The sequence below is a fragment of the Shewanella violacea DSS12 genome (assembly GCF_000091325.1).
Classification (GTDB): domain Bacteria; phylum Pseudomonadota; class Gammaproteobacteria; order Enterobacterales; family Shewanellaceae; genus Shewanella; species Shewanella violacea.
Window position 1 is genome coordinate 3591971 of sequence record NC_014012.1, and the last position, 16732, is coordinate 3608702.

General features: G+C 45.2%; 14 protein-coding genes. 2 read left to right on the plus strand and 12 right to left on the minus strand.

Annotated elements, in window-relative coordinates; translation table 11 throughout:
- Nucleotides 1-51 precede the first annotated feature (51 nt).
- From SVI_RS14975 to rlmD, 12 genes are all read right to left on the minus strand, one after another.
- Nucleotides 52-948 (minus strand): peptidoglycan DD-metalloendopeptidase family protein, encoded by an 897-nt coding sequence (locus SVI_RS14975; protein ID WP_041420402.1) that lies wholly within the window; start codon nt 946-948, stop codon nt 52-54.
- A gap of 98 nt (nt 949-1046) precedes the next feature.
- Complete coding sequence (locus SVI_RS14980) at nt 1047-1682, minus strand: protein-L-isoaspartate(D-aspartate) O-methyltransferase (RefSeq protein ID WP_013052437.1); 636 nt, start codon at nt 1680-1682, stop codon at nt 1047-1049.
- Complete coding sequence (surE, locus tag SVI_RS14985) at nt 1679-2428, minus strand: 5'/3'-nucleotidase SurE (RefSeq protein ID WP_013052438.1); 750 nt, start codon at nt 2426-2428, stop codon at nt 1679-1681. Before surE ends, SVI_RS14980 begins: the two co-directional genes overlap by 4 nt.
- A 146-nt stretch (nt 2429-2574) precedes the next feature.
- Nucleotides 2575-3654 (minus strand): tRNA pseudouridine(13) synthase TruD, encoded by a 1080-nt coding sequence (gene truD / locus SVI_RS14990; protein WP_041419999.1) that lies wholly within the window; start codon nt 3652-3654, stop codon nt 2575-2577.
- 46 nt (nt 3655-3700) lie between these two features.
- Nucleotides 3701-4186 (minus strand): 2-C-methyl-D-erythritol 2,4-cyclodiphosphate synthase, encoded by a 486-nt coding sequence (gene ispF, locus SVI_RS14995; protein WP_013052440.1) that lies wholly within the window; start codon nt 4184-4186, stop codon nt 3701-3703.
- Between the two features lie 107 nt (nt 4187-4293).
- Nucleotides 4294-4986, minus strand: coding sequence for a 2-C-methyl-D-erythritol 4-phosphate cytidylyltransferase (gene ispD, locus SVI_RS15000; RefSeq protein WP_013052441.1), 693 nt, complete (start codon nt 4984-4986; stop codon nt 4294-4296).
- A gap of 36 nt (nt 4987-5022) precedes the next feature.
- A complete protein-coding gene (gene ftsB, locus SVI_RS15005) occupies nt 5023-5313 on the minus strand; it encodes a cell division protein FtsB (RefSeq protein WP_013052442.1) in 291 nt (96 codons plus the stop codon).
- Between the two features lie 155 nt (nt 5314-5468).
- Nucleotides 5469-6761 carry a phosphopyruvate hydratase gene (eno, locus tag SVI_RS15010; RefSeq protein ID WP_013052443.1) on the minus strand — a complete coding sequence of 431 codons (1293 nt, stop codon included), beginning with the start codon at nt 6759-6761 and terminating at the stop codon, nt 5469-5471.
- 128 nt (nt 6762-6889) lie between these two features.
- Nucleotides 6890-8527, minus strand: a complete 1638-nt coding sequence (locus tag SVI_RS15015; RefSeq protein WP_013052444.1) for a CTP synthase — start codon at nt 8525-8527, stop codon at nt 6890-6892.
- A gap of 114 nt (nt 8528-8641) precedes the next feature.
- The gene (gene mazG / locus SVI_RS15020) at nt 8642-9439 is read right to left on the minus strand and encodes a nucleoside triphosphate pyrophosphohydrolase (protein ID WP_041420403.1); all 798 of its coding nucleotides are present in this window, start codon (nt 9437-9439) and stop codon (nt 8642-8644) included.
- An 84-nt stretch (nt 9440-9523) separates the two neighbouring features.
- Nucleotides 9524-11728, minus strand: coding sequence for a GTP diphosphokinase (relA, locus tag SVI_RS15025; RefSeq protein ID WP_013052446.1), 2205 nt, complete (start codon nt 11726-11728; stop codon nt 9524-9526).
- 137 nt (nt 11729-11865) lie between these two features.
- Nucleotides 11866-13227, minus strand: coding sequence for a 23S rRNA (uracil(1939)-C(5))-methyltransferase RlmD (rlmD, locus tag SVI_RS15030; RefSeq protein WP_013052447.1), 1362 nt, complete (start codon nt 13225-13227; stop codon nt 11866-11868).
- 80 nt (nt 13228-13307) lie between these two features.
- Here rlmD and barA point away from each other — a divergent pair, with 80 nt between their 5' ends.
- Both barA and SVI_RS15040 read left to right on the plus strand, forming a co-directional pair.
- A complete protein-coding gene (barA, locus tag SVI_RS15035) occupies nt 13308-16139 on the plus strand; it encodes a two-component sensor histidine kinase BarA (protein ID WP_456242867.1) in 2832 nt (943 codons plus the stop codon).
- On the plus strand, nt 16114-16719 hold the full coding sequence (locus tag SVI_RS15040; RefSeq protein ID WP_013052450.1) for a YjaG family protein: 606 nt from the start codon (nt 16114-16116) through the stop codon (nt 16717-16719). Before barA ends, SVI_RS15040 begins: the two co-directional genes overlap by 26 nt.
- Nucleotides 16720-16732: the final 13 nt, after the last annotated feature.

The window sequence follows — 16732 nt, forward strand, 5'->3', positions numbered from 1 at the left end:
TAAATTACTGCACTTTACTATCCTCCAAATGCCAAACTGGCTCCTAAACCATCATTGTTTAGGTAAATATTTAAGTGGGTCAACAGATTTCCCGTGATATCGGATTTCAAAATGTAACATGACCCGATCGGTACCCGTATTACCCATTGTTGCGAGCGTTTGTCCAACAGAGACAAACTGTTTTTCTTTGACTAAGATCTTGTCGGCATGTGCATAGGCGCTGAGAAAATTGTCACTATGTTTAATGATGACTAAATTTCCATACCCTCTAAGGGCACTGCCCGCATAAACTACACGACCATCGGCTGCAGACTTAATTATATCACCTCGTTTGCCTGCGATCTTAATACCTTTGTTTCCTTGCTCGTTAGCAGAGAATCGTCCAATCAACTTACCTCTCACGGGCCAGAACCACTTGCTCACTTTAGCTGGAAGCTGACTCGTCGGCCTGTGGATAGGCTTGTTAACAACTTGTTGACTAGTCGTTACAGAATACGCAGAGTCTTTGACCGGATCAAGAGGTTTCTTTTCATGCACTTTATGGGGTTTACTTGCCACCACCACAGGGGTATGTGTATGTTTTACAACCTCTTTAGGCTTGGTAGATACGACTTTAGATGGGGGTGGGGACACTGTTTTAGCCGTTTGGCTATTTGTAACAGTAAGTGTCAAATTAAGATTTAGCTTCTGTCCAGGATAAATAATAAATGGTCTTTTTAGCTTGTTTTTCTTAGCTAAATCAACAAAGTCATTGTTTGATGCCCAGGCAATAGAATAGAGAGTATCCCCTTTCTTAACGAGATAAGAATTGGATTTTAATGAGCCTTTATTATAGCTAGCCGTGACGGGTGTCGTGACATTAACCACGGGAGCGGGTCTATCCGACTGAAAACTACAGCCTACGAAGCAAATGCATAGCGCTAATAGAAATAGATAATTGCAACTCATCTTCAAACCAGTAATCAAGAATATCCCCAACAAGACAGCACAGCGGCCTGATATAAAACCAAATAAATATCTGAAACGAAACGACAAGCTTTGCCTAGTTAAGCCAGCTCACCGTTTACCAGAGGTACAAAGCGGACCATTTCAACTACTTCTGAAGTAAAAGATTCTCCCTTACGTATAACTTTCAGAAGTTGCTGGGACTCCTCTCCAACAGGGATAACCAATACCCCACCATCGACTAACTGAGTCAATAACGCCTCTGGAATACTACTCGCCGCGGCCGTTACCATGATGGCATCGAATGGACCTTTATTGGGCCAGCCTTTCCAACCATCACCGTATTTAAATGAGATATTGTGAAGATCGATCTTTTTTAATCTTTGACGTGCCTGGATCTGCAGACTCTTGATCCGCTCGACAGTACAAAGCTCAGATACCAGTTGAGCCAATATGGCTGCCTGATACCCTGATCCCGTACCTATTTCCAACACCTTAGATGGACTGTGTTCCAGCAGTAGCTCGGTCATTCTAGCAACGATATAAGGCTGAGAAATTGTCTGCCCGAGTCCAATAGGTAAAGCTGTATTTTCATAGGCTTTATGCCCTAAAGCGGCATCCAGGAAGAGCTCTCTGGGGGTATTGGCTAACGCCCGCAACACCTTTTCACTCTTTATCCCTGACTCATGTAAACTTCTGGCTAAATTTAATGCTGAAGTCGTCGCAACGCCATTCATATATTATCTATCCATTCTTGCAGTGGTTTAATTCTATCGAAAGCAGTCAAGTCTACGGTTAGAGGAGTCACTGATACATAGCCATTATTCACCGCATGAAAGTCTGTGCCTTCACTGGCATCCTGCTCATCTCCAGGGGGTCCCAACCAATAGATATCCCTTCCCGCTGGGTCTTGATCCTTAATCATACCTTCGGCTCTGTGTCTTGCCCCTAAACGAGTGACCTTGATCCCTTTGATCTCATCGATAGGTAAATCAGGAACATTGATATTTAAAATCTGATCCTGAGCAATAGGTTTGTTAAGTAGACCGGCAATGATACGACAAGCAAAATGTGCGGCAGTATCGAAATGCACTAATTTTGAGCCCACAAGTGAAACGGCAACGGCTGGTAAGCCTAGAAAACGCCCCTCCATGGCTGCCGCTACGGTGCCTGAATACAAGGTATCATCGCCTAAATTGGCACCGGCATTGATCCCCGCCACCACCATATCAGGTTCATTTGCATACAACTCACGTATAGCGAGATGAACACTATCGGTCGGCGTTCCACTTACTGATACAAAACCATTACTTAAGATATTAATTCGTAAAGGGTTAGTCAAGGTTAATGAATTACTCGCTCCTGAACAGTTACGATCAGGTCCTACGGTCATTACTTCATAAGACACAGATAATGCATTGGATAACGCCTTAATTCCCGGAGCTGTGACACCGTCATCGTTACTTACTAGGATCTTTATCATTCTTGACCTGCTATAAATAATTATCTAAAAATTTAATAAGCTAAAAATATCACCGGATGGCGAGGTTAACTTAAGGCGCTACATCCGAGAAGAAGCTAAGTAATCAAGGCACTATGTCTAGATCATACCGAGATCTATGCCTAGGCCTATGTCTCGGCTTGTGCTTGTTCTTGCTCACGTCGCTCTATTTGACGCTGGCGAAACTCACGATCTTTGACATCTTCATAATCAAACACTTCTCGCAGCACTGAAGTCGCGAAGCTACCTGCGGGCAGGGCAAATTTGATCACTATCACATCGTCTCCCTCAACCTCATAAGATAAGTGTTGAGGCTCTAATAATAAGGGGCGACGCTCTTGCTCTAATCCCGCATGTTCTAATCCATCACGGTCAGTATCAAATTCGGCTAACACCTTAGTTTCGAACTTTTCTGCATCGCCTTGAGGCAATGGCGCTCCCCTGCCCCACATAGGTGCAGATAACTGGATATCTTTTTCATCCAGACGTTTCAGTAACGCGTCATCCCACTGCTCGGCAACAAAATAGCTTCTACTGCCCGCTAACATCACACTATCGCCATCGAGTTTACCCAGACCATGTTCGGCCAATCTAAATGATGTGACGTAATTGAATAGGTAGGAGCGAACAGAAGACAGATACATGCTGCGCTTTTTCCTGTCTTTCACCTTACGCCCAGTAAACATCTGTCGACCGAAGATTAAATTTTTTCCATCATGACCAAACCTTTGCTCACCGAAATAATTTGGCACTCCGGTCTCGTTTATCAGCCCTAATCGAGTAATAACATCTGGCATATCGGTGACGTTACGCAAGGTTAAACTAAAGCGGTTCCCGGCCAAGGCACCAATCCTTAATTTTTTACTGTGACGATGACTAGACAAGATAGTCAGTTCTTCGCAATTTAAGCTGGCCCAATCTGGCGTATCTTTACCGGGAATTCGTACACCAAACCATTGCTCAGTGATCGCATTCTTATCCTTCTGACCCGCATAGGTCACCTCTTTGGGATGAACATGGGCAAAACCAGACAATATCTTAACCACATCGGCAGTATTTAGCCCATCTTTACGTATATGCAGCAGGTGGTGCTCTCCCTCCCCAGTGGGGCCAAAAGGCAATATTTCCTGCACAATGAAATCGCTATTTTGCGTACGAAGGTCGGCTTTAGATGCTGGTTTACCGTGTAAATAATGCAGTTCTATCATGGTCACTCTATTCTCTATTTGGGTCAATCGAGTCTGTTTGAAAAACTTATACGACTATCTTAGTTACCAATACGACGGCTTCGACGGCAATGCCTTCTTTACGACCTGTAAAACCTAGCTTCTCGGTCGTGGTCGCCTTAACATTGATCTTGTCTATGTTGCTCTCTAAGTCTTGGCTTAGCACTTCACGTATGGCTTCTATATGAGGCGCCATTTTGGGTACTTGAGCTATGATGGTGACATCCAAATTGCCAAGCTCGAAGCCTTTATCCCTTGCCAACTTGTAGCAATGGCGCAAAAGATGACGACTGTCGGCTCCCTTGAATTCTTCATCGGTATCGGGAAAGTGTTTGCCGATATCCCCTAAGGCGACTGAGCCTAAGATAGCATCGGATATTGCGTGTAACACAACATCGCCATCTGAGTGTGCAATTAAGCCTAACTCGTAGGGGACATGCACACCACCTAACAATAATGGGGCATCACCACCAAATTTATGTACGTCAAAACCATGGCCTATGCGTATATTCATTGTTTTTTCCATTTAGCGTATTCGATTAACACACCGAAATAATCTTCATTCTAATTTGAGATCATTCCCGGTCAGTTTCCGTGGGCCCATGAGCAAGCTAAGTTATTCTATTCGCCCTGACTTAAAAAAAGTTCAGCCAATCGGAGATCATCCGGATGGGTGATCTTAATATTATCGGCTCTACCAGTCACTAGGCCCGGTGCGATTCCGGCCCATTCCATGGCAGAAGCTTCATCGGTAATGTTCGCCTTTACCTTTAAGGATTTGGATAAATTTTCCCTAAGGGACATCACAGGAAACAATTGGGGAGTGAGGGCATGCCATAGCTGTTCACGGCATACTGTCTGTTCAATTCTTCCCTGTTTATCCCCTCTTTTCATGGTATCCCGAACCGGTGAAGCCAAGATGGCTCCCTGGGGAAATAAGACTCGCGAGTCGATAAGCTTATCGATATCACTGTGAGCTAAACAGGGACGAGCCGCATCATGTACCATAGCCCAACAATCTTCATCGACTCGATTCAAGCAAGATAGCACTGAATTAGCACGCTCTTCACCACCGACTACAGTCAGCAATTTTGGGTGTTTGGCCTCAGGCAGAGAGGAGAAATAGCTGTCTTGTGGGTGAAGCGCTAAGATCACACGGTCGATTCTGGGATGAGTGAGGAGAACTTGTAAGGTTAAAGATAAAATAGACTGGCCGGCTATTTTGAGGTACTGCTTAGGTACGTCGGCTCCCATACGGCTGCCTATACCGGCAGCAGGGACTATGGCGACAATCTTTTGTTGGGAATCATTCATGGATCAAATTTCTGCTGTTTAAGATAAAGAGAACTATCAGTTCGCAGGTTTTGGACTGCCACCCACGACACGAAAAAATGTTTCACCCTTTTTTACCATACCCAGTTCATTTCGGGCACGCTCTTCTAATGCTTCGGTGCCACTACGAAGATCGATTATCTCTTCACGTAACACTTGATTACGTGCGACCAACTTAGCATTGCCTTCTTGCTGAACCGCTATCTGATCACGAAGTAGAACCGATCCAGGTAGACTATTTACGCCATACCATAACTGGTACTGGAGTACGCCTAACAAAGCGATCAATACAAATAGGAAACGTTTCATTGTAATACCAATTATTCGACACTCGGCCGAGATAATACAACAAAAAAGGCCACCCAGTGGTGACCTTTTCATAATTAGCGCCAATTTAATCTTGCTCAGTGACTCATTCTATCGAGAGCATATCTCGAATCTTGAATAAATCAGCAAGCTGATTATTATTGACCCTTGATTTCGCTACGACCAAGATAAGGCGCTTTCTCGCCTAACTGCTCTTCTATACGAAGAAGCTGATTGTACTTGGCTATACGATCTGAACGACTCAAAGAGCCAGTCTTAATTTGCCCTGCACAAGTTCCGACAGCAAGATCTGCGATAGTCGAATCTTCAGTCTCACCACTACGATGAGAGATGACCACGGTATAACCCGCTTCTTTCGCCATACGAATTGCCGCAAGGGTCTCAGTAAGCGTACCTATCTGGTTAAACTTGATAAGGATAGAGTTACCTATCTTGTTATCGATACCGCGCTTGAGGATCTTAGTGTTGGTCACAAACAGATCGTCACCCACTAACTGGATCTTATCACCTAAGATCTCAGTCTGATATGCCCAACCATCCCAATCTGACTCGTCTAAGCCATCTTCAATAGATGCGATAGGGTATTGCTCAGTCAGCTCTTTGAGGAAGTCAGAGAAACCATTAGCGTTGAATACTTTGCCTTCACCAGCGAGATTATATTGGCCATCTTTATAGAATTCAGAAGCCGCACAATCTAGTGCAAGCGTCACATCTTCGCCTAATATGTAGCCAGCTTTCTCGACAGCAACCTTGATCACAGCCAGAGCTTCGGCGTTTGAAGCCAAATCGGGAGCGAAACCACCTTCATCACCGACAGCCGTGTTCAAACCCTTATCCTGAAGTACTTTCTTCAAGTTATGGAAGATCTCAGCGCCCATACGTAAGGCTTCGCGAAAGTTCTTAGCGCCAACAGGCTGAACCATGAATTCCTGAATGTCGACGTTATTATCAGCATGCTCACCGCCATTGATGATGTTCATCATAGGCACAGGCATAGTGTATTGGCCCGGAGTACCATTTAAGTCGGCAATATGAGCATATAAAGGTACACCTTTAAATGCCGCCGCCGCTTTGGCCGCAGCTAAAGACACAGCCAAGATCGCGTTAGCGCCTAGCTTATCCTTGTTCTCTGTGCCATCGACATCGATCATGATCTGATCAAGATCGGCTTGAGCCGTAGCGTCTTTACCTAGTAGTGCATCACGGATAGGGCCATTGATGTTGGCAACGGCTTTAAGCACGCCCTTCCCCATGTAACGACTCTTATCACCATCACGTAGCTCTAACGCTTCGCGACTACCTGTAGATGCCCCTGACGGTGCTGCCGCCATACCATGAAAGCCACCTTCTAAATGTACTTCGGCTTCTACAGTTGGGTTACCACGAGAATCCATGATTTCGCGACCAATGACTTTAATAATTTTAGCCATAATTTCCTCGGTTTAAGTTTAAAAATAAAATCAAAATAAAGTAAAATTAAAACTTTTTCACCTAAATTTACATCATCAGAAACAAAAAAGCCGCTTCCTAGTTTAGGAAGCGGCTTCAGGTTACTGATTTAGCCTAAGTCGCGTTTCTGATACGCGTTGGCTGCTGCAATAAAGCCAATAAATAATGGCTGCCCATCACGTGGGGTCGATGTAAATTCAGGATGGAATTGACCGGCAACAAACCAAGGATGATTTGGTAGTTCGATCATTTCAACAAGCTGGCGGTCAGAGGAAAGACCACTGAAAATGAGGCCAGCTTTCGCTAAACGTTCTTTATACTTGTTGTTCACTTCGAAACGATGACGATGACGCTCAACACAAGAGTTACTTTTGTAAGCTTCAGCAGCCTTACTTCCCTCTGAAAGGTGACAAAGCTGTGCACCCAAGCGCATTGTTCCACCAAGGTCTGATGTTTCATGACGCTCTTCAACAGCACCATCTTCATTAATCCACTCGGTGATCAAGCCAACGACAGGATGCGGCGTTTGCTTGTTAAATTCAGTAGAATGAGCATTTTCCAAGCCTGCTACGTTTCGTGCAAACTCGATTAATGCGACCTGCATGCCTAGGCAGATACCAAAATATGGCACATTGTTTTCGCGAGCAAACTGGGCAGCCAGTATCTTACCTTCTACGCCACGCTCACCGAAACCACCCGGCACTAAGATGCCGTCCAAGCCTTGTAGCTCTTCGACACCCTTAGCTTCAAGGGTCTGGGAATCAATATACTTAATTTTAACCGATACTCGGTTAAACAGACCCGCATGCTTCAAGGCCTCATTGACAGACTTATAGGCATCTGGCAGTTCAATATATTTACCCACCATACCGATAATGACATCACCAGTAGGGTTGGCTTCTTGGTAGATTACTTGCTCCCACTCATGAAGGTCGGCCTCTTTACATTCGATACCGAAGCGCTTAACTACAATATCATCTAGGCTTTGAGCCTTGAGTAGAGCTGGAATTTTGTAGATGCTATCAACATCTTTAAGTGAAATAACCGCACGTTCTTCAACATTACAGAAGAGTGAGATTTTCGCTCTCTCATTGGCAGGAAGCACACGATCACCACGACAGATAAGAATATCTGGAGCAATACCGATAGAACGTAACTCTTTCACCGAATGTTGTGTAGGCTTAGTCTTAACCTCGCCTGCAGCGCCTAGGAAAGGCACTAGAGTCAGGTGCATAAACAGGGTACGATCACGACCCAGTTCGACACCTAACTGACGAATAGATTCTAAGAATGGCAGTGATTCGATATCACCAACCGTGCCGCCAATCTCGACGATAGCGACATCATGACCTTCACCACCGGCAAGAACTCTTGCTTTGATGGCGTTAGTAATGTGAGGAATAACCTGAATGGTCGCACCTAAATAGTCACCACGACGCTCTTTACGAAGGACTTCTTCATAGATACGGCCTGTAGTGAAGTTATTACGACGATTCATCTTGGTACGAATGAAACGTTCATAATGACCTAGATCCAGATCAGTCTCTGCTCCGTCCTCGGTAACAAACACTTCCCCGTGCTGAGTCGGGCTCATGGTGCCTGGATCCACGTTAATATATGGATCTAGCTTCATAATGGTTACGTTTAGGCCTCGAGCCTCTAAAATTGCCGCTAACGATGCTGCTGCAATGCCTTTACCTAGTGATGAAACCACGCCACCAGTAACGAAGATATACCTTGTTGTCATTATGAACCTGAGAAAATGAGTTGGAAATATGTGCTTGTAAGAAAGCACTAGGACGGGGCGCAATTGTAGCAAAACTACTGCGATACGACAAACAAGTTCAGCGATAATTTTTATCTATTTGTACACTTCTTCACGCTTCACCTGGTCCCAATAGCCGTCAAGCTCAATTAAGCTGTGCTCCTCCATCGACTTACCGCTTTCGTTTGCTAAGGCTTCGACACCTCTGAAACGACGTTCAAATTTTGCATTTGCCTGACGCAGGGCCTGTTCGGGTTCAATTCCTAAGTGACGCGCTAGATTCGTCACGGCAAATAACAGATCGCCCATCTCATCTTGTATCTTGGCTTTTATCGGCGGGGCTTGCCTAACCTCATGCAATACTTCATCGATCTCCTCATGGATTTTATCTACAACAGGGCCGAGATCATCCCAGTCGAAGCCCACCCGCGCCACACGCTTCTGAATTTTCACCGAGCGTGTTAGTGCCGGTAAGGCAAGGGGAATGTTATCCAATACTGAGTAAAGGGATTTATCCCTGCGCTCTTTGGCTTTTATGGTTTCCCAGTTTTGCTTTACTTGCTCGGCGCTCGCCTCTTTAAGAGAGCCGAACACATGGGGATGTCTCGAGGTAAGCTTGTTGCATATTTTCTCTACTACATCGCCAAAATCGAACAAGCCTTGCTCTTTACCCAGCTGACAATAGAACACCACTTGAAATAACAAGTCACCCAGCTCATCGGGAAGCTCGTCTAGGGCCATGCGCTCTATGGTATCGGCAACTTCATAGGCCTCTTCTAAGGTGAAGGGCACTATGGTGCTGAATGATTGTGCCAGATCCCAGGGACAACCCGATTGAGGGTCTCTAAGCTTAGTCATCACATCCAGAAGAGGTTGAATTTCACTGTTTCTCATCTTAATCCCGTATAAAACCAAATGTAAAAAGGCGGCAAAAGCCGCCTTCATGGGTCAATAATCTCAAATTAAACTGCTTCAGAATTATAAACGTCTGGCTTCACTCACGCCTTCGACCTGATTAATTTTTGCCAGTACCTTAGATAAGCCATCGATATTATACAACTCAAGCTCGAGTTCGATAGCGGCTGTCTGGGTCTTAACGTCCGATGATGAGCTCATCGCCATCACATGGGTTTTCTCGGCGGCAAGTACCGAGGTCAAATCACGCAACAGACCCGAACGATCATTGGCGATGATCCTTAAGCGGATTTTATAGCCGCCGGAGTAGTTCTCTCCCCACACCACATCGACAGTACGTTCAGGATAGGCGCGTATTAACTCTTTAACTTGATCACAATCGGCTCTGTGTACCGAAATGCCGCGCCCCTTAGTGATGAAACCGAAGATCTCATCGCCGGGCACTGGCTGGCAACAACGTGCGATATGACTCATCAAGTTGCCCACACCATTAACTTCTACCTGACCCTTACCTTTCTTTCCCGCCTTACTCTGACTCTTCTTAACCAGGTCTTCGACAGCTTCCTCATCGGTTCGCTCATGCTTACGCATCTGGCTCTGTACATAATTAACGACCTGATTGAGCCTGACATCTCCGCCTCCTATCCCGGCCAAAAGGTCATCCACGCTCACCATGTTAAATCGCTCTACCGCACTTCGAGCATCTTTGAGCTTGAGTCCCACCCGGGATAGCTCTGTTTCAAGCATCTCACGGCCGGCGGCACTATTCTTATCTCTATCTTGCTGTTTAAACCAGTGCTGAATCTTAGAGCGTGCTCGGGATGAGCGAATGTAACCTAAGTTTGGATTAAGCCAGTCGCGTTTAGGATTAGGGTGCTTAGAGGTAATAATCTCGATACGCTGGCCCATTTCCACCTGATAGATAAAAGGCACGATACGACCATCTACTTTTGCCCCTATACACTTATGTCCCACATGGGAATGAATGTAGTAGGCAAAATCGAGCACAGTAGAACCAAGCGGTAGGTCGACCACCTCGCCGCTGGGGGTAAACACATAAACCCTGTCTTCGAAGACTTGGCTGCGCACTTCTTCGACCAAGTTACCACTCTCGGCCACATCCTCTTGCCACTGCAAGATTTTACGCAGCCAGTTAATCTTCTCTTCATAACCACTTTGTTTACCGCCACTGGTGCCCTCTTTATATTTCCAGTGAGCGGCAACCCCGAGCTCAGCATCTTCATGCATCTGCTCGGTGCGGATCTGGATCTCGACAGTTTTGCCCTCGGGACCCATAACAATCGTATGAATGGACTGATAACCATTGGGCTTAGGGTTAGCGACATAATCGTCGAACTCTCGGGGAATATGATGCCAGAGTGTATGTACTACACCTAAGGCTCCATAACAGTCCTGGAGTCTGTCGGTGACAATGCGCACGGCACGGACATCGAACAATTCATCGAACTTAAGATCTTTGCCCTCCATCTTCTTCCAGATGCTGTAGATATGTTTAGGGCGGCCATATACCTTGGCCCTGATATTATCTTTATCTAATTTGGCTTGTAACTGACTGACAAAATTATCAATGAAAACTTCACGATGTAGCCGCTTACCATCGAGCTGTTTGGCGATATCTTTATACGTTGTAGGATGAAGATAGCGAAATGAGATATCTTCCAGCTCCCACTTAAGTTGACCTATTCCAAGCCTGTTGGCTAAGGGCGCATAGATATCGGCAATTTCACGGGCCAAGAGTACCCGGGTCTCTTCATCAGCATTCTTCACTTCTCTGAGCAGACAGATACGTTCGGCAAGCTTGATCACCACGGCGCGGACATCTTCCACCATGGCCAGTAACATACGACGTATGTTATCTATCTGAGGCTCTGCGGCGCGGGACTGGTTATTGATTTTCAATGCGCCAATGGCATTCATGGTTTCAACGCTGCACACTAAGGTCGCGAGCCTTTTGCCGAAAGACTCCTCCAGAGATTCTTTAGATAAGATGCCGGCATCATAGACCACGAAAAGCACAGATGCCTGTAGGGTTTCTATATCCATGTTCAGGGGAGCGAGAATTTCTACCAACTCTCTGAAACGTTGGTTCAGATGAGTATCATTACCATGTTTCGACACCATGGTTTCAACCTGACGGATCAGCTCGAGTAAAGATTGGGCTTCATCCGTATCACTGATGTAACGATTGACCCACTCCTCCAGCTGGAAATCCGGATCACTAAAATGTGCTTCTCGAACTGATACCATATCAATAACATCCTTAACTTTAAATCTTAGAATACGCTCAGGAACTTAATCCCTTATAGTCGAATTACCTATCTTCAGCATTCCGCTTCCAATGTCAATTAACAAACCCTGACTCAAGCATGAACAGACTGTTTTTTCTACGATCCCTTCAATTCGAACAAGGCCATGGCTTCGATATGATGTGTTTGAGGAAACATATCGATCAAAGCTAACTTTGTTAACTTGTAACCATGCTTTAACAGAGGCTCACTGTCTCGAGCCAGAGTTGCCGGATCGCATGACACATAAACAATTGATTTAGGTTTCATTTTCTTCAGCCATTGCAGACTCTCGAAAGCCCCGGCTCTGGCTGGATCTAATAGCAACTTATCCACTTTACCTAGCCAGGACTCTTTAGAAAGGTCGGCGCTAAGATCTGTGTGAAAGAAAGACACATTATCTAACTGGCTCAAAGTGGCATTGAGTTTGGCTTGTTGCACCATCTCAGGCACACCTTCAACACCTATAACGCTGGCGCCTTTTTTAGCTAATGGCAGACTGAAGTTGCCGACACCACAGAAGAGATCTAACACACGTTCATGGGGTTCGACGGATAACCAGTCTACGGCTTGATTGACCATAGCATTATTTATTTCGGCGTTAACCTGTACAAAATTACCCGGAGTGAAACTCAGTTTGATGCCGTTATCCAATTCATAATACGGCAGCTCATTTGAGCCAATAACCAGCGTTTTGGCTTCATCACCAATCAAGGTTAAATCGGATTCATTACCTTGTACTATCAAGCTTACCTTGTGACTTAGGGCAAATTCTCGCAATTTTTCAGTATCTTTATCCGCCATGGATTGAGTCATTCTGATAACGACAAAATGTCCATTGCTGGCTTCGATAAGCTCTACATGGCCCAAGGCCTTCTTACTCGCGAGCCTATTCAACACCTGAGATAAAGGCAGAATTAAGTCTGACAGAGGCGCCGCCAACACAGGGCAATGCTCGATTTTAACCACTTGCTTACTCGCCTTAGCCCTAAAGCCAAGAGTGGTATGCTTAGTCTTCCTATCATAAAAGGTCGCGAGTCTGGCACGGCGACGATAATCCCATTCTTTACCTATGAGTGCCGGTGCGAGAGTCTCAGCTTCAGCCTGACCCAACTTCGCCATAAGACCGACTAAGGCATCTTGCTTATGGTTACGTTGCTTATCGATTGAAAGATGTTGCAGGTCACAACCACCACATTGGTCATAATGGGCACATTTAGGTGTGACTCGATATTGGGATGGTGTGACAATCTCTTGCAATTTAGCACGAGCGTGACGCTTCTTCTGCTCGGTCAATTGCCCTTTCACGTGCTCACCGGGTAACGCCCCGGGTATGAAGACAATCTTGCCATCATGGTGAGCGATACCCGCACCTAAGTGATCGAGCTGAGTCACGTCTAAGCTTATTTTGGGTGACATTTGCTTAGAACTATTTGGTTTTGCTTTAAAAAACTGTGCCATTCAGGCCTCTAAATCGATAATAATACTGGCCAAGACCGCCCATTCTCTGGCAGTCTAGTGACACATTTGTCAACAAACTGATGAAATCAGCTAACTTAATGAATAATGCCGATAACATGACGAAATACAGTCTCCGCTCATGGGTACTCGTACTCGCATTAGCGCCGACGATTCTAGTCGGTGTGCTACTGGGCTGCTATTTTACCATAAATCGTTTCTACGAACTCGAACAAACTCTCGTAGAACAAGGCAGCAATATCATTGAGCCATTGGCGATTGCTGCGGCCATAGGCCTAGAGAATGATGATTTCCAAAGTACCAAAAAACTGATCACAGCAATCCAACTAAATAAAGCCTCTTTAGTGCAGTTTATTGCCATTTTCGATACCCAGAATCGTGTCATAGTCACCTCTCATCATTATAAAAACCATGAGATGATGCGTTACGGTCAACCTTTTACCAGCCTGCTTAACACTCAGCTCGAACAAGTCGGCGACAGCATCATACTTCGCACGCCTATTTTTTCATCTGATAATGAACTTCACCTTAATACCGATGAAAATAATGATACTGAACGCCTGATCGCGACTAAGCTCGGCTATATAGCGGTATTAATCAATAAGGAAAATGCCCTGCTTGAGCAACATAGGGCCGCCGTTGCCGCATTTATCATGGTGTTAATCGGTGTTCAACTGAATTTACTCTTCACCTTCAGACTGGTTAAAAACGTCACTCAACCTATCACTGAGATGGTGCGAGTAGTGGCCAAGATCCGTGAAGGAAAGCTCGATACTCGGGTAGATGGTCACTTGATAGGTGAATTAGACCTGCTCAAACGTGGCATTAACGCCATGGCTGGCTCCCTGTCGGAATATCACGATGAGATGCAGCAAAATATCGATCAGGCCACCTCAGATTTAAGGGAAACTTTAGAGCAGATAGAGATCCAGAACGTCGAGCTAGATCTCGCTAAGAAACGTGCGTTAGAGGCCAGTCGAATAAAATCAGAGTTCCTGGCCAACATGTCCCATGAATTAAGGACCCCGCTCAATGGCGTCATAGGCTTTGCCAAGCAGCTACTCAAGACGCCCCTGCATTCGAGTCAACAGGACTATGTTAATACCATAGAAAAGAGCGCGACTAACTTACTGGGGATCATTAATGACATCTTAGATTTCTCGAAACTCGAAGCGGGAAAAATGGTATTGGAAAATATGCCGTTCGCACTGAGAGAAACCTTAGACGATACCATTACCTTGCTATCTAATAGTGCCCGTGAGAAAGATATAGAATTAGTGGTAGATATCGATCAGTCGATACCCGAAGACCTCTCCGGGGATGCGATGCGTTTTAGCCAGATCATCACTAATCTGGTCGGTAATGCCATCAAATTCACCGATATTGGTAGCGTACATTTAAGACTCCAGTTGACCGAATCCACCAATGACAAGGTCAACCTAAGATGTGAAGTGATAGATACAGGTATCGGTATCGACGAGAGTCAACAGGAACTGCTTTTTCAGGCATTTGGCCAGGCAGACTCATCCATTTCCCGTCGATTTGGCGGCACGGGTCTTGGGCTTATCATCACTAAGCGACTGATCAACCGTATGGGGGGTCAGATAGGCTGTCATTCCAAGCCTAATACCGGTTCATCCTTCTGGTTCACCCTCCCCCTCAGCACCAGTATATATCCCATAGGCCAGATACAATCTGTGGATAAACTGCTCAATAAGACAATCTTGTTACTTGAGCCAAGAGAACTGTCAAATAATACCTTAGATCGTCAGGTCAGGCATTGGGGAATGCGGCTAACTAATATTCGCTCCAGTGAGCTGCTGGCCCATCATTTCAGTCAGCACGATACTCATTATGATTATGCCCTGATCAGCAACAAGGGCCTGGATAAAGACACAAATATAGGCTCACAACTTAAAAAGATTAAAGCCAGGTGTAACTATCTTATCTTCATCGGCGGAGATCTGGAGCATGATCTCCATAGCATTCTACCTTTTGTCGATAAGGTGATGTCGGCGCCAATAGGCGAGAAGGTACTGGCTCAGACCTTGATAGATCCTCAACCTAACTCAGAGAGTCAGCAACTTCTTAAAGAATATACACCTCCAGAGCCAATTTCCAGAGAAGCCATGAGTGTGCTGGCTGTGGATGATAACCCGGCAAATCTAAAATTAATCGATACCTTGCTGAAAGAAGTTGTCAGTCAAGTCACGGTTGTTGATAGTGGTCAGGGCGCGATTAAACAGGCTCAGGAGCGCAGTTTTGATCTCATCTTTATGGATATACAGATGCCAGGTACTGATGGTATTAGCGCCACGAAACAGATACGTCAGCACTCCCTCAATCGTAATACGCCAATTATTGCAGTGACGGCTCATACCATTGCCGAAGAGAGAGAGAGGATCGAACAGAGTGGTATGGATGGTTACTTACCTAAGCCCATAGATGAAGCCTCTCTTAGGAGTGTCATCAGCCGCTGGAAGACTCGTCCCAGATTCACTCACTTCGATCACTTCACCTTAAATTGGGATCTGTGTTTAACCCAGGCGAACAATAAAACCGACTTAGCCCTAGATATGTTGAAAATGTTTGCGGAATCAATACCTGAGACTGCAGAACAGCTTCAATACTGCTTAGATAACTTCGATGATAAACAGATGCTCAGCACTATACATAAGCTACATGGCGCGAGTTGTTACTGCGGCGTACCTACGACACAGAAACTTTGCCATGAGATAGAGTCGAGGTTAAAATTGGGATCTGGTATCGCCGAGGTGGAACCTGAAATACTAGAGTTACTTGATGAACTAACTAAGGTAGAATCGGCAGCAAATCAAGTGTTATCACAGTTATCAACGGACGTATTAGATGACAAACAAGCCCGGCTTCTTTAAACGTGTAAAAGCGTTAGACTTGCAACAGAAAAAAGTATTCGCCATCGCATTGTGCCAACGTATGCTACCTAACTATCAACTTTTTTCAGAGGTGTGTGAGTTTGGTGACCCACAAGTGCTAGACACTGCACTTAGCTTACTATGGCAATCTATCTACGACAAAAAGTTAAAGCTCAATATTGATATCTACCTAGAAAGATTAGAGCTAAACACTCCGGATCCTGCCAACTTCGATGCATATGGGGTTTACCCAGCCATGGATGCAAGCACTGCGATTATCGCGCTCTTGAGTGCAATACAAGGTAAAGTCGAAGAAGATATCGTCAATATCAGTAAACTTTCTTCAAGCACAGTCGCCAACTACATAGAAGCGATTTCAGATGTTGACCTTGACGAAGAAGCATTCGATGACTACATTTTTAATCATGAAGTCATGGTTGAAGAAAAAGAGCTCCAAGGCACACTACTTCAACTGATTGAAGATAATCCTAAGTTAAATGCCGACTTTGTAAAGTCGTTGCGAAAAGAGATCATTGAGGCCGGCGTATCGAACATAGGCATAGGACTGCCTGAGAGCTAAGCTATACCTAGCC